A 12,856-nucleotide genomic window follows, 5' to 3' on the forward strand; every position below is an offset into this window, starting at 1 on the left:
CCATGACCCTCGACCTCACCGCCGAACTCGCCGCCACCCGCCTGCTGGCGGTCATCCGCGGCACCGACCCGGCCGCCGCGATCGCCACCGGCACCGCCCTGCTCGCCGAGGGCGTCCGCGTGGTCGAGGTGGCCCTGACCACGCCCGGCGCCCTGGACGCCATCGCCGCGATCCGGGCCGCCGCCCCGCCCGGCTCCCTGGTCGGCGCGGGCACCGTGCTCACGCCGGCCGCCGTCGCCGACGTGGCCGCGGCCGGCGCGCAGTTCGTCGTCACCCCGGCCGTCGTCGACTCGATCGGCGAGGCGGCCCGCCGTGGGCTCCCGGTGGCCGCCGGGGCGCTCACCCCGACCGAGGCGTACGCGGCGGTCCGGGCGGGAGCCGCCGCCGTGAAGCTCTTCCCGGCCTCGCTGGGCGGCCCGGCGTACCTCAAGGCGCTGCGCGACCCGTTCCCGGACATCCCGTTCGTCGCGGTCGGCGGGGTGGGGCTGGCCGAGCTGCCCGGCTACCTCGCCGCCGGGGCGATCGCCGTGGGCGTCGGCGGCCCGCTGGTCGGCGACGCCGCCTCCGGCGGCGACCTCGACGCCCTGCGCGAGAGGGCCCGGTCCTACCTCGCCGCCGTCTCGTGAGCGGCGTCGACCTGCTCACCTTCGGCGAGGCGCTGGTCTCGCTGCGGTCGACCGGGCCGCTCACGACCGGTGGCCCGCTCACCCCGCACCTGGCCGGGGCCGAGGCCAACGTGGCGATCGGGCTGGCCCGGCTCGGTCACCGGGCGGCCTTCGCCGGCCGGGTCAGCGACGACGAGCTGGGCGGCTTCCTGCTGCGCCAGCTCCGCGCCGAGGGCGTCGACGTGACCCACGTGGTCCGTGACCCCGAGCGCCCCGCCGGGCTCATGTTCCTGGAGCGGCGCACCGCCGACCTGACCCGGGTGCTCTACCAGCGGGCCGGCTCGGCCGGATCGGCGCTGGGCGTCGACGACCTGCGGCCCGCCCTGGCGGCCGGCGCCCGGGTGCTGCACCTCACCGGGATCACCCCGGCGCTCTCCGCGGGCGCCCGGGAAGCCGCCGCATGGGCGGCCGAGACCGCCGCGCGGGCCGGGACGCTGGTCTGCCTGGACGTCAACCACCGGGCGAAGCTGTGGTCCCGGGACGCCGCACGGGCCGTGCTCACCCCGCTCGCCGGGCACGCCTCGGTCGTGGTCGCCTCGGCCGACGAACTGGACCTGGTCGGCGCGCCCGGCGCGGACGAGGAGACCGTGGTGGCCGGGCTGCTCGCCCGGGGCGTGTCGACCGTGCTCGTGAAGCTCGGCGGCGACGGCGCCCGGGCGTACACCCCCGACGGCCGCCGGGACGCGGCGGCGCTGCCCGTGACGGCGGTCGACACCGTCGGCGCGGGGGACGCCTTCACGGCCGGCTACCTCTCCGGCCACCTGGACGGGCTCGACCTGGCCGGGCGGCTGCGCCGCGCCGTCACCCTCGGCGCCTTCGCCGTCGCCGGAGCGGGCGACTGGGAGGGCCTGCCGCGCCGGGACGAGCTGTCCCTCCTGGACTCCCGGCAACCCGGCGACACCCTTCGCTGACCCACCCCGAGAAAGGCACGCGCGTGAAGATCGTCGCAGCGGACGTGATCGTCTCCAGCCCCGACCGCAACTTCGTCACCCTGAAGATCACCACCGACGAGGGCCTCACCGGGCTGGGCGACGGCACCCTCAACGGCCGGGAGCTGGCCGTCGCGTCCTACCTGGCCGACCACGTCGTCCCCCTGCTGATCGGGCGCGACCCGCACCGCATCGAGGACACCTGGCAGTTCCTGTACCGGTCGGCCTACTGGCGGCGCGGGCCGGTCACCATGGCCGCCATCGCCGCCGTCGACGTGGCGCTCTGGGACATCAAGGCCAAGGCCGCCGGGATGCCGCTCTACCAGCTCCTCGGCGGCGCCTCCCGGACCGGGATCATGGCCTACGGGCACGCGTCCGGCCGGGACCTGCCCGAGCTGTTCGACTCCATCCGCGCGCACCTGGAGCTGGGCTACCGGTCCATCCGGGTGCAGACCGCGGTGCCCGGCATCAACGCCGTGTACGGCGTCGCCGCCCAGCCCAGCATCGACGGCAAGCGGTACGACTACGAGCCCGCCCAGCGCATCCCGCTGCCCGCCGAGGAGGACTGGGACACGCGCGCCTACCTGCGGCACCTGCCCGCCGTGTTCGAGGCGGTCCGCGGCGAGTTCGGCCCCGAGCTGCCGCTGCTGCACGACGGCCACCACCGGATGACCCCCATCCAGGCCGCGAAGCTGGGCAAGGCGCTGGAGCCGTACGACCTGTTCTGGCTGGAGGACTGCACCCCGGCGGAGAACCAGGAGGCGCTGCGGCTGGTCCGCCAGCACACCACCACCCCGCTGGCCATCGGCGAGGTCTTCAACACCCTGTGGGACTACCAGACGCTGATCCGCGACCAGCTCATCGACTACGTCCGGTCCGCGGTCACCCACACCGGGGGCATCACGGCCATGCGCAAGCTGCTCGACTTCGCGGCCCAGTACCAGATCAAGTCCGGCATCCACGGCCCCACCGACATCTCGCCGGTCGGCATGGCCGCCGCGCTCCACCTGGACCTGGCCATCCACAACTTCGGCATCCAGGAGTACATGCAGCACGGCCCGCTCACCAACGAGGTGTTCCGGCAGTCCTTCACCTTCACCGACGGCTACCTGCACCCGGGCGACCGGCCCGGCCTCGGCGTGGAACTCGACGAGGAGGCGGCCGCCCGGTTCCCGTACCAGCCGGCGTACCTGCCGTTCAACCGGCTCAAGGACGGCACCGTCCATGACTGGTGACCGGCCGCCCACCCGGCACGTCGTGGTGATGGGCGTGTCCGGCGCGGGCAAGACGACGGTGGCCCGGGGCATCAGCGAGCTGACCGGCCTGCGGTTCGCCGAGGCCGACGAGTTCCACTCGGCCGCCAACGTGGCCCGGATGCGCGCCGGCGTGCCGCTCGACGACGCGGACCGCTGGCCGTGGCTGCGCGCCCTGGCCGGGTGGATGGCGGACCGGCACGCCGAGGGGATCTCCACCGTGCTGACCTGCTCGGCGCTGAAGCGCGCGTACCGGGACGTGCTGCGGCAGGGGTCGGCGGAGGTGGAGTTCCTGCACCTGGACGGGACCGCCGAGCTGATCCGGGACCGGCTGGACCGGCGGGTGGGGCACTACATGCCGGCCAGCCTGCTGGACTCGCAGCGGGCCATCCTGGAGCACCTGGAGCCGGACGAGGCCGGCGTCGTGCTCCAGGTGGCGGCGCCGCCGGACGAGCTGGTCCGGGCGGCGGTCACCCGGCTCCGCCTGCCGGTGCGCGCCGGGATCGCCGGCGCCTGACGGGCACCCGCGGGCCGGCGGGGCGGACCCCGCCGACCCGCGGTCAGTCGGGTGACGCGTCCAGGTAGACCCAGCGGCCGTCCTCCCGGACGAACCGGCTGTGCTCGGCCACCGTGCCGGGCCGGCCGGCCTCCCGGTAGTGCGCGCGGAACCGGACCGTGCCCTCGGTGTCGAACAACCCGCCACGGCCCGTGTCGAGCACCTCCAGCCGGGTCCACCGGGTGCCGGGGTCCAGCTCCAGCCGCGGCGGGCGGGTGGTCGAGTGCCAGGTGCGCAGCAGGTGCGCGGCGTCGCCCACCGCGAAGGCGCTGTACCGGGAGCGCATCAGCGCCTCGGCGGTCGCCGCCGGCGCGACGCCCCGGTGGACCGGGCCGCAGCAGTCGGCGTACGGCAGGCCGGAGCCGCACGGGCAGGGTCCGCTGGTCGGATCGTCCGCGCTCCGGCGGGCACCGCGTTTCGCCACCCGGTCATTCTCGCCGACGGGTCACCGGCCGCTCGTCCGGGCCGTCCGCCGGGTGCCGAACGATTCCATGGTGGTCGCCTTGCGCGCCGGGGCGCGGGTCTCGGCGACCCGGCGGGCCTTGGCGCCGGCGGCGGCCTTCTTGGCGGTGGCCGCGCGGGCCGTGCCCTTGGCGGCCGGCGCCTTCTTGGCCGTGGTCCGCGTGGCCGTTGCCTTCTTGACCGTTCTCCTGGTGCCCGGCGCCTTCTTGGCAACGGCCTTCTTGGCGGGCGCCTTCTTCGCCACGGCCTTCCTGGCGGCCGCCTTCTTGGCGGCGGCCTTGGTGGCGGGGGCCTTCGTCGCCGCCGTGGTGGCCTTCTTGGCGGCGACGGCTCTGGCGGTGGGCCTGCGGGTGGGTGTGGCGGTGGTGGCCGAGGTGGCCTTCTTCCGCGCCACCCGCGCGGTGGTCGGGGTCGGCTTCCCGCCGGGGGTCTTGGCGGCGGTGGCGCCGGTCGCCCGCTTGCTGGCGGTCGCGACCTTCTTCGCCGCGGCCTTGTTCGGCATGGGGGCCTTGCGGGCCCCGGTGGCCTTCCTGGCGCTGCTCGGTCTGGTGGCCGCCTGGGCCATCGGTCCTCCTCGCGGTCCGCCGCGGCCCGGACGGGTGCGTCCGGCGACGTCGGGCCGGCCGGCCCGCGCGGCGCGCGTGTCTTCCCACCGGGTCGGTGGTCAAACCCGGCGCGGGCAACGCCACCGGCCGCGGGCGTTTGCGGGCCGGTAGTGCAATGACGGCATGGACGACGACTTCGACCGGCGTCTCGCGGCAGCCGCGGCGGCGATCCGGGAACACGACCTGGCCGGGCAGCGGCTGCGGGAGCTGTCCGTGCGGATCGGCGCGGCGCGCGCCGCCGTCTCCGCCCTGCGCGAGCGGCTCGACGCCGAGCAGGCCGACGTCGAGCGCCTGGAGGGGCTCAGCCTGAGCCGGGTCGTCGCCACGCTGCGCGGTGGGCGCGACGGGGCGTTGGCGCGGGAACGCGCCGAGGCGGACAGCGCCCGGCTGCGGCTCGCCGAGGCGGAGCGACTGCTCGCGGCCCTGCGGGACGAGTCGGCGCGGACCCAGGCCCGCCGGCGGCGGCTGGCCACCGCGCCGGGGGAGTACGCGGCGCTGCTCGACGAGCGGGAGCACCTGCTCACCGCTTCCGACGATCCGCGCCGGCCGCGGCTGCTGGAGCTGGTTGAACAACGCGGCCGGCTGACGGCGGAGCACCGGGAACTGACCGAGGCCGTCAGCGAGGCGGGGAACGCGGAGTCGGCCCTGCACCACCTGGGGGAGCTGTTGAGCCGCGCGGCGGACTGGTCGACGTACGACGCGCTCGGCGGCGGCCTGGTCACGAGCATGGTCAAGCACGACATCCTCGACGAGGCGGCCGACGCGTCCGCACGGGTCGACCGGGCGCTCGCGGTGCTTCGGACCGAGCTGGCCGACCTGCCCGGGCCGGCCCTCGACCCGACCACCAGGGGGTTGGACCAGCTGACCCGGTTCACCGACATCTGGCTGGACAACCTGCTCACCGACGTGGTCGTGCTGCGCCGGGTCGAGCGGTCCCGGGACGAGACCGCCCGGACGCAGGGGGAAGTGGCCGCCCTGCGTCGGGTGCTCGAACTGCGGGCCGCCGAGCTGGGCGCCCGGCTGGCCGTCATCGAGACGGAACGCGGAGAGCTGCTGAAGCGCACCTGACGGTGGCGTATTGGCCCAATCATCAGGGCATGAATTGGCTCTGCTGCTGGGCCACTTCGCGGCCTACCGTCGACTCGGCAAGCGACACTCGCGAAGGGACCGAGACGACGATGACCACCGTTGACATGTGGTTCGACCCGCGCTGCCCGTGGGCCTGGAACGCCTCCCGCTGGCTGCTGGAGGTGGAGCGGGTCCGCGAGGTCCGGCTCCGCTTCCACGTGATGAGCCTGTCGTTGCTCAACGAGGGGCGCGAGGGGTTGGAGGAGTGGTACCGGGAGTGGCTGAAGCCGGGCCTGGGGCCGGTCCGGGTCTGCGTGGCCGCCGCACAGAAGTGCGGCCCGGAGGTGCTGCGCGACCTCTACACGGCGCTGGGTGAGCGGATCCACCACGAGAGCGCCCCCATCGGCCGGGAGCTGTACGTGGCCGCGTTGACCGAGGTCGGCCTGCCCGTCGACCTGGCCGACGCCGCGGACACCACCGACCACGACGAGGCCCTGCGGGCCAGCCACCAGGCCGGGCTGACCCCGGTCGGCGAGGACCTCGGCACGCCGACCATTCACGTCACCGGCGCCGACGGGCGGGTGAACGCCTTCTTCGGGCCGGTGGTGGCGCCCATCCCGCGCGGCGAGGACGCCGGCCGGCTCTGGGACGGGGTGCTGCTGGTCTCCGGCACCGACGGGTTCTTCGAGCTGAAGCGGGCGCGGACCCGCCGGCCGATCGAGCGTTGACCGTGTCCGGCCGCCTGCTGCCCGCGCCCGGCCCGGCCCGGACGCTCGCCCTGGCCCAGCTGGCCAACTCGGTCGGGGACGGCGCCTTCCTCGTCACCTCCGCGCTCTACTTCACGCAGGTGGTGGGCCTGTCACCCGGCCAGGTCGGGCTCGGGCTCTCCGCCGGCTGGGCGGTGGGCCTGCTGGCCGGCGTGCCGGCCGGTCACGCCGCCGACCGGCGCGACGCCCGCCGGGTCGCCGTCGGGCTGGCCGCCGCCACCGCGCTGGCGGTCGCCGCCTTCCTGCTGGTCCGCCAGCCCGTCGGGTTCGTCCTGGTGGCCTGCCTCTACGCCGGCTGCCAGACCGCGCTGGCGGCGGTGCGGCAGGCGCTGCTGGCCCGGCTGGTCGAGCCGGAACTGCGGACCGGGGTGCGGGCGCGGTTGCAGTCGGTGGCCAACGCCGGGCTCGGCCTGGGCGCGGCGCTCGGCGGCCTGGCGCTCTGGGCGCACACCGCCGGGGCGTACCGGTCGGTGCTCCTGCTCGACGCGGCGGCCTTCCTGACCACCGCGGTGCTGCTGCGGCGGCTTCCCGCCCGGTCCGGCCCGGCGGCCCCGGCCGCGGCGGCCGGCGGGCGCCTCGCGGTGCTCCGGGACCGGCGGTACGCGCTGCTCACCGCGCTGAACGCGGTCCTCATGCTGTACCTGCCGCTGCTCAGTCTCGTACTGCCGCTCTGGGTGGCCCGGCGCACCGCGGCGCCGGCCTGGCTGGCGGCGGCCCTGCTGGTGGTCAACACGGCGGCGGTGATGCTCGCCCAGGTGCGGGTGGCCCGGCGGGTGACCGACCCGGCCGGCGCGGTGCGCGCGCTGCGCCGGGCGGGCGCGGCCATGGTCGTCGCCTGCGCGCTCTTCGCCCTGTCGGCCACCGCCGCCGGGCCGTGGCCGGCCGCGACGCTGCTGCTGCTCGGCGCGGGCGCCCAGGTGTACGCCGAGATGGCGCACGGCGCGGGCGCCTGGCAGCTCAGCTTCGACCTGGCCCCGGCCGACCGGCACGGCCTCTACCAGGGCTTCTTCGGGGTCGGGGTGCCGCTGGCCCGGATGCTCGGCCCGGTGCTGCTGACCTGGCTGATCGTCGAGGGGGGCGGGCCGGGCTGGCTGGCCTTCGCGGCCCTCTACGCCGCCGCGGCGGCCGCCATCGGGCCGGCGGTGCGGGGCGCGGGCCGACCCGCCCCGGCGCCGGCGGCCGGCTGATCGGGCGCTCAGGACGCGGGCAGCTCCACCGGCAGCGGCACCGGCCGCTTCGCCACCCGGTCGTCGCCGGAGGAGCGACCGCGCAGGTGCCGGCCCAGCCAGGGCAGCAGGTGCCGCCGGGTCCAGGCCAGCTCGGCGCGGACCGCCTCCCGCCGGGGGCGGCGGGCGGCCACCGGCAGCGGGTGCGACCACGAGTCGTCGTACCCGGGCAGGCCGGCGGTGTGCGCGAGCGCCGCGGCGATCCGCTCGTGGCCGGCGGTGTTGACGTGCAGCCGGTCGTCGCTCCACAGTCGGGGGTCCGAGGCCACCGGGTGCGCGCCCAGGTCGACCAGGGTGGCGCCGGTCTCGGCGGTGGCCGCCCGGACGGCGTCGTTGAGCGCCAGCACCCGGCCGCGCAGCGGGCGGGCCAGCGGCATCACCGGCGCCGGGTCGGGCAGGGTGAAGGTGAGCACCGTGGCGCCCTGGCCGACCAGCGCCCGCTGCATGGCGCGGACGTCCTCGACCACCCGGTCGGCGTCGAACGACGGTCGTAGCACGTCGTTCATGCCGGCCACCACGGTCGCCAGGTCGGGGGCCAGCTCCAGCGCCACCGGCAGCTGCTCGCTCCGGATCCGGGCGGTGGTGCGGCCGCGGATGGCGAGGTTGGCGTATTCGAGGCCGCCCTGCGCGCGGGCCACCGCGAGGGCGAACCGGTCGGCCCAGCCCCGGTAGCCGCCCGCCCCGTCCGGGTCGTCCAGGCCCTCGGTGGTGCTGTCGCCGATCGCCACGTACCGCCGCCACATCATGCGCGTCAGCCTACGAAATTCGCCGCGGTCGGTTTCGGGGACAGCGCCGTCGGGCCGCGGCCACTAGCGTGGTGCGGGACATGAGCCCGACCCAGCGCCACCTCGACCCGGATCAGGTCCGGCGCTACGTGGCGGCCTCGCTCGGCTCCGCGCCCGGGGTGACCGACTGCGGGCCGCTGACCGGCGGCGGGTTCGCCGCCGTCTGGTGGGTGACCCTCGACGACGGGCGGGCCGTGGCGCTCAAGGTGGGCCCGCCGCCGCACGTGCCGCTGCTGCGCTACGAGCGGGACATGATCGGCGCGGAGGCTCGCTACCTGCGGCTGGTCGCCGCGCGGGCGCCCGCCGTGCCCGTGCCGCCCCTGCTGCACCACGGCCGCGACCCGGTGCTCGGCGACTGGCTGCTCAGCGGCCTGCTGCCCGGCCGCACCCTGTGGGACCTGACCCGGGCCGGCGCCGAGGTGGCCGGCGTCCGGGCCGAGTTCGGCCAGGCGCTGGCCACGCTGCACGGTGTCACCGGCGACCGCTTCGGCTACGACGGCGGCCGGGCCGCCGCCCCCACCTGGCGCGGCGCCTACTCGGCCATGCTCGATGACCTGCTCGCCGACGCGGCGGACTGGGCGGTGCCGCTGCCCATGCCGGCGGCCCGCATCCGCGAGCTGGTCGACCGGCACGCCGACGTCCTCGACGCGGTACGCCGCCCGGCGCTGCTGCACTTCGACGGCTGGGCCGGCAACGTCCTCGCCCTCGACGATCCCGACGGGACGCCCCGGCTCACCGGGCTGGTCGATGGCGAGCGCCACCTCTGGGGCGACCCGCTGCTGGACCTCGTGTCGCCGCTGCTGTTCCGGCGCGCCGAGGACGAGCCGGACGACCCCCTCGTGCGGGCCTACCGGGCGGCCGCGCCGTTCCCGTTGGACGCCGGTGCGCGCCGCCGGCTGGGGCTCTACCGGCTGCACCTCTACCTGCTGATGACCGTGGAGATGCCCAGCCGGGGCATCACGGCCGTGTCCGACCCGGGGCGGGTGGCCCGCCTCGCCGAGCTGCTCGACGCCGAACTGTCCGACCTGGACCGGCCCTGACCGTTCAGAGCCAGCCGGAGCGCCGGAACAGCCGGTGCAGGGTGACCGCGGCCGTCGCCATGAGCAGCAGCGCCCCCGCGTAGCCGTAGCGCCAGCCCAGCTCCGGCATGTGCGCGAAGTTCATCCCGTAGACGCCGGCCACCGCGGTCTGCGTCGCGGCGATCGCCGCCCAGGCCGCGATCTTGCGCATGTCGTTGTTCTGCTCGACGGCCAGCTGCGCCAGGCGGGACTGGAGGATCGAGTTGAGCAGGTCGTCGTACGAGCCGATGCGGTCCACCGCCCGGGTGAGCCGGCTCTCCACGTCGGCGAACCAGCGGTGCAGCCCCGGCGGCGGGCCCTCGCCCCGCTGCTCCAGCAGCGCGCGCAGCGGTGCCTGCAACGGCAGCACCGCCCGCTTGAACTCCACCACCTCCCGCTTGAGCTGGTAGATGTGCTGGATGTCGGCGTCCCGCTCGCGGGCGAAGACGGTCTCCTCGACGCGCTCCAGGTCCCGCTCCAGGTGCCCGGCGACCTCCAGGTAGAGATCGACCATCCGGGCGCAGACCGCGTACGCCACGGCCCATGGCCCCTCGGCCAGCAGGCCCGGCCGGCGCTGCACGTCCTCCCGCACCGGGGTCAGCGCGCCCGTCGCGCCGTGGCGGACGGTGAGCGCGAACCGGTCGCCGAGGAACACCATGACGTCGCCGGTGTCGATCACCTCGGAGGTGGCGGTCAGCTCGGTGTGCTCGACGTAGCCCGCCGTGCGCAGCACCAGCAGCGTCACGTCGCCGTGGCGCTGGACGGTGGGCCGGTGCCCGTCGGCGAGGGCCTGCGCCACGGCCAGCTCGTCCAGCCCGAAGGTCCGCCCGACCGCGGCCATCACGGCCGCGCCCGGCTCGTGCAGCCCGAGCCAGACGAACGCCCGCCGGGTGCGGCGGGCCCGCTCGTACGCGTCGGCGTAGTGCGGGCGGCCCGGCTCCCGCCGGCCGGCCACGTAGATCGCGCAGTCCACCACGGCGTCCGGGTTGGCGCGGCGCGGCACCGGCCCGGTGGCCTCGTCGGCACGGCCGAGCAGGCGGGTCAGGAGGCCGGGTATCAGCCGCCCGCCCCACCGGGTCCGTGTCGCCGACCGGCCCACCGCACACCTCCGCCGCCCAGGAACCGACGGCCTACCGTACGGCCTTCCGGCCCTGCGGCGGTGTCCGGCCCGCGTCAGCGGGCGGCGGTGGCGAAGACCACGATGTTGTCCGGGTAGCTGCCGGTGCGCGGGTCGAACCGGCCGCCGCAGGTGATCAGCCGGAGGCGGGCCTCGGCGCCGCCGCCGTACACCCGCTCGGTGGGGAAACGCTCCTTCGGGTACGCGCCGACGCCGTCCACGGTGAACACCGCGACCCGGCCGTCGGCCCGGGTGACCTCGACGGTGTCGCCGGGGCGCAACCGCCCGAGGTCGAAGAACACGGCCGGACCGCGCAGCGAGTCGACGTGCCCGACCAGCACGGCGTTGCCGGCCTCGCCGGGGGTGGGGCCGCGGCGGTACCAGCCGGCGATCTCCGGATGGTCCAGCGGCGGCACCTCCAGCGCGCCGTTGGCGTCGGTGGCGACCGGGACGATGTCGGCGTCGACGCCGATCCGGGGAATGGCGACGCGGAGCGGCTCGGAGCGGGGGAGCACCGGGCCGGCCGCCCCGGAGCGCTCGACGGTCGGCGCGGCCGAGGCGCCCGGCTGGGGCGGGGGGTCCGAGGTGGTGCCCAGGCCGGCGGCGACCAGCCCGGCGCCGGTGGCGCCCGCGAGGGTGACCGCGGCGACGATGACGGCGGTGCGGGCTCTCGACCGCCCGTCCGCGGGGTGGCGCTGCGACGACAGGGTCCCACCTCCGTCCGTCGTGGACGCGGTGCCCGCGCCGGTCGGACCGACGCGGGCACCCGCTCAGGGATGGTGTGGCGGGCCGTCAGGCGACGGCGTTCGCGCGCCGGCGGCGGCGCACCATCACGTACGTCCCGCCGGCGACCGCCGCGGCGGCCAGCGCGCCGCCCGCGACCAGCACGCCGGTGTCGCCGTCCCGGCCGCCGGCGCCGGCCTGCGCGCCGCCGATCGGGGTGACGGTGAAGCTCGCCGTGCCGCCGTTGCTGCCGTCGCCGCAGGTGGCGGTGACCGTGTACGTGCCGAGCGTGAACCCGGCGGTGAAGAGTTCGGCGCTCAGCCCGCCGCCCGCCGCGGCCGTGGTGGATCTGACGTTCTGGTCCCGGTTCGGACCGGTGACGCGGAAGAGCGCGTCGCCCGCCTTCGGGTTGCACGTCGTGGTGAGCACGACGGTCCCGCCGACCGGGGTGGTGGCCGGTGAGACGGTGGTGTCCGCGAGGGCGGCGGCCGGGAGCAGCAGTGTGCCGAGGCCCACGCCGACCGCCGCCGAACCGAGAACTGTTTTTGCCTTCATCCGCGTCTTCCCTCACTTTTCGTCCGCTGTCTGCGTGGGACGTCGTTCGGGTGGCCAACTCCGTGACTAGCACCGGTGTGGCCAACACTAGGAGGGTTGCGGCGTTCACTCGGCGTAATTGAGAAATCTTCGTTGCCGTCACGTGTTCCCGGTCGCTCCCGGGTGCGGCGGACATGCCCGCCCAGCCCGGGCAAGCGGGCCGCGCGGGTCGTGCCGGCCTGCGTGCGACGTCCCGTCCCGACGGCGCCGGCGCGTCTGTCCGGTTCGGCCCCGCCTGCGCCGCTCGGCCCGGCCTGGGACGGCGTCAGCGGGGCGGTGGCTCGGGACGGGCCAGGCCCACGTCGTAGGCGAAGACCACCGCCTGGATCCGGTCGCGCAGGCCGAGTTTGGTGAGGATGGCGGAGATGTGCGTCTTCACGGTGGCCGTGCTCAGGAACAACCGTTCGGCGATCTCCGCATTGGACAGTGCGCGCGCGGCGAGCGTCAGCACCTCCACCTCCCGGGCGGTGAGCGCGGCGAGCCGCCCCCGGTCGGCGGGCGCGCCGGGCAGCCGGTCGGCGAACCGGTCGAGCAGCCGGCGGGTCACCGTCGGCGCCAGCAGCGCCTCGCCCCGGGCCACCACCCGCACCGCCTCGGCCAGGTCGGCCGGGCGGGTGTCCTTGAGCAGGAAGGCGCTCGCGCCGGCGCGCAACGCCGCGTACACGTGCTCATCGAGGTCGAAGGTGGTGAGCATGACCACCCGGGCGGGGTTGCCGCCGGACACCAGCTCCCGGGTGGCGGCGATGCCGTCCAGCCGCGGCATCCGCACGTCCATCAGCACCACGTCGGGGCGGGTCCGGTTCGCCACCGCCACCGCCTCGATGCCGTCGGCGGCCTCGCCGACGACGGTCAGGTCGGGCCGGGCGTCGATGACCATGGCCAGCCCGGCACGAATCAGGTCCTGGTCGTCGGCGACCACCACACGCACCGTCACTGTGCTGCCTCGGTTCGCGACTGCGGGGCTCGCAGACCCGGCTCGCTCCTCGCGCTCACTGTGCTCCCTCGGTTCGCGACTGCGGGGCTCGCAGACCCGGCTCGCTCCTCGCGC

15 protein-coding genes are annotated in these 12,856 nt (G+C 76.2%); 8 read left to right on the forward strand and 7 right to left on the reverse strand.

All coding sequences use genetic code 11. The annotated features are described in order from the left end of the window. Positions 1-2: 2 nt before the first annotated feature. Genes RMN56_RS26070 through RMN56_RS26085 form a run of 4 tightly spaced genes read left to right on the forward strand, consistent with a single transcriptional unit; the run spans position 3 to position 3,364 of the window. Positions 3-626, forward strand: coding sequence for a bifunctional 4-hydroxy-2-oxoglutarate aldolase/2-dehydro-3-deoxy-phosphogluconate aldolase (locus tag RMN56_RS26070; protein WP_313720248.1), 624 nt, complete (start codon positions 3-5; stop codon positions 624-626). Next, a complete protein-coding gene (locus tag RMN56_RS26075; RefSeq protein WP_313720249.1) occupies positions 623-1,576 on the forward strand; it encodes a sugar kinase in 954 nt (317 codons plus the stop codon). The genes RMN56_RS26070 and RMN56_RS26075 overlap by 4 nt, the downstream gene beginning before the upstream one ends. Positions 1,577-1,599: 23 nt before the next feature. Beyond that, positions 1,600-2,829, forward strand: coding sequence for a D-mannonate dehydratase ManD (manD, locus tag RMN56_RS26080; protein ID WP_313720251.1), 1,230 nt, complete (start codon positions 1,600-1,602; stop codon positions 2,827-2,829). Further along, positions 2,819-3,364: a gluconokinase gene (locus RMN56_RS26085; protein ID WP_313720253.1), complete on the forward strand. Its 546-nt coding sequence runs from the start codon at positions 2,819-2,821 to the stop codon at positions 3,362-3,364. Before manD ends, RMN56_RS26085 begins: the two co-directional genes overlap by 11 nt. Positions 3,365-3,407: 43 nt before the next feature. Here RMN56_RS26085 and RMN56_RS26090 read toward each other — a convergent pair whose 3' ends face one another. Further along, a complete protein-coding gene (locus tag RMN56_RS26090; protein ID WP_313720255.1) occupies positions 3,408-3,827 on the reverse strand; it encodes a YchJ family protein in 420 nt (139 codons plus the stop codon). A 21-nt stretch (positions 3,828-3,848) separates the two neighbouring features. Further along, entirely contained in the window at positions 3,849-4,430 is a 582-nt protein-coding gene (locus RMN56_RS26095) for a hypothetical protein (RefSeq protein ID WP_313720257.1), read from the reverse strand. Between the two features lie 163 nt (positions 4,431-4,593). Here RMN56_RS26095 and RMN56_RS26100 point away from each other — a divergent pair, with 163 nt between their 5' ends. The 3 genes from RMN56_RS26100 (at position 4,594) to RMN56_RS26110 (ending at position 7,492) form a co-directional block, all read left to right on the forward strand. Continuing rightward, the gene (locus tag RMN56_RS26100; RefSeq protein ID WP_313720259.1) at positions 4,594-5,538 is read left to right on the forward strand and encodes a coiled-coil domain-containing protein; all 945 of its coding nucleotides are present in this window, start codon (positions 4,594-4,596) and stop codon (positions 5,536-5,538) included. Between the two features lie 110 nt (positions 5,539-5,648). Next, on the forward strand, positions 5,649-6,266 hold the full coding sequence (locus RMN56_RS26105; protein ID WP_313720261.1) for a mycothiol-dependent nitroreductase Rv2466c family protein: 618 nt from the start codon (positions 5,649-5,651) through the stop codon (positions 6,264-6,266). Positions 6,267-6,268: 2 nt separating this feature from the next. Continuing rightward, positions 6,269-7,492, forward strand: a complete 1,224-nt coding sequence (locus RMN56_RS26110) for an MFS transporter (protein WP_313720262.1) — start codon at positions 6,269-6,271, stop codon at positions 7,490-7,492. 8 nt (positions 7,493-7,500) lie between these two features. Here RMN56_RS26110 and RMN56_RS26115 read toward each other — a convergent pair whose 3' ends face one another. Beyond that, positions 7,501-8,277, reverse strand: a complete 777-nt coding sequence (locus RMN56_RS26115; protein ID WP_313720263.1) for an SGNH/GDSL hydrolase family protein — start codon at positions 8,275-8,277, stop codon at positions 7,501-7,503. Positions 8,278-8,357: 80 nt separating this feature from the next. On the opposite strand from RMN56_RS26115, the gene RMN56_RS26120 reads away from it, so the two are divergent. Then, complete coding sequence (locus RMN56_RS26120) at positions 8,358-9,356, forward strand: phosphotransferase family protein (protein WP_313720265.1); 999 nt, start codon at positions 8,358-8,360, stop codon at positions 9,354-9,356. Between the two features lie 4 nt (positions 9,357-9,360). On the opposite strand, the gene RMN56_RS26125 is transcribed toward RMN56_RS26120, so the two are convergent. The 4 genes from RMN56_RS26125 to RMN56_RS26140 form a co-directional block, all read right to left on the reverse strand. Continuing rightward, positions 9,361-10,473, reverse strand: coding sequence for a magnesium and cobalt transport protein CorA (locus RMN56_RS26125; RefSeq protein ID WP_313720266.1), 1,113 nt, complete (start codon positions 10,471-10,473; stop codon positions 9,361-9,363). A 74-nt stretch (positions 10,474-10,547) separates the two neighbouring features. Beyond that, positions 10,548-11,198, reverse strand: coding sequence for a class F sortase (locus tag RMN56_RS26130; protein WP_313724864.1), 651 nt, complete (start codon positions 11,196-11,198; stop codon positions 10,548-10,550). An 85-nt stretch (positions 11,199-11,283) separates the two neighbouring features. Beyond that, on the reverse strand, positions 11,284-11,769 hold the full coding sequence (locus RMN56_RS26135; RefSeq protein ID WP_313720268.1) for a hypothetical protein: 486 nt from the start codon (positions 11,767-11,769) through the stop codon (positions 11,284-11,286). A 304-nt stretch (positions 11,770-12,073) separates the two neighbouring features. After that, a complete protein-coding gene (locus RMN56_RS26140; RefSeq protein WP_313720269.1) occupies positions 12,074-12,742 on the reverse strand; it encodes a response regulator in 669 nt (222 codons plus the stop codon). Positions 12,743-12,856 lie beyond the last annotated feature (114 nt).

Origin of the sequence: Micromonospora halotolerans (genome assembly GCF_032108445.1) — a bacterium.
GTDB lineage: Bacteria > Actinomycetota > Actinomycetes > Mycobacteriales > Micromonosporaceae > Micromonospora > Micromonospora halotolerans.

Bases quoted from the DNA above. Each gene is read 5' to 3' on its own strand.
- RMN56_RS26070 (WP_313720248.1), top strand. From the start codon at position 3: ATGACCCTCGACCTCACCGCCGAACTCGCCGCCACCCGCCTGCTGGCG.
- RMN56_RS26085 (WP_313720253.1), top strand. From the start codon at position 2,819: ATGACTGGTGACCGGCCGCCCACCCGGCACGTCGTGGTGATGGGCGTG.
- RMN56_RS26095 (WP_313720257.1), bottom strand. From the start codon at position 4,430: ATGGCCCAGGCGGCCACCAGACCGAGCAGCGCCAGGAAGGCCACCGGG.
- RMN56_RS26100 (WP_313720259.1), top strand. From the start codon at position 4,594: ATGGACGACGACTTCGACCGGCGTCTCGCGGCAGCCGCGGCGGCGATC.
- RMN56_RS26105 (WP_313720261.1), top strand. From the start codon at position 5,649: ATGACCACCGTTGACATGTGGTTCGACCCGCGCTGCCCGTGGGCCTGG.
- RMN56_RS26115 (WP_313720263.1), bottom strand. From the start codon at position 8,277: ATGATGTGGCGGCGGTACGTGGCGATCGGCGACAGCACCACCGAGGGC.
- RMN56_RS26120 (WP_313720265.1), top strand. From the start codon at position 8,358: ATGAGCCCGACCCAGCGCCACCTCGACCCGGATCAGGTCCGGCGCTAC.
- RMN56_RS26135 (WP_313720268.1), bottom strand. From the start codon at position 11,769: ATGAAGGCAAAAACAGTTCTCGGTTCGGCGGCGGTCGGCGTGGGCCTC.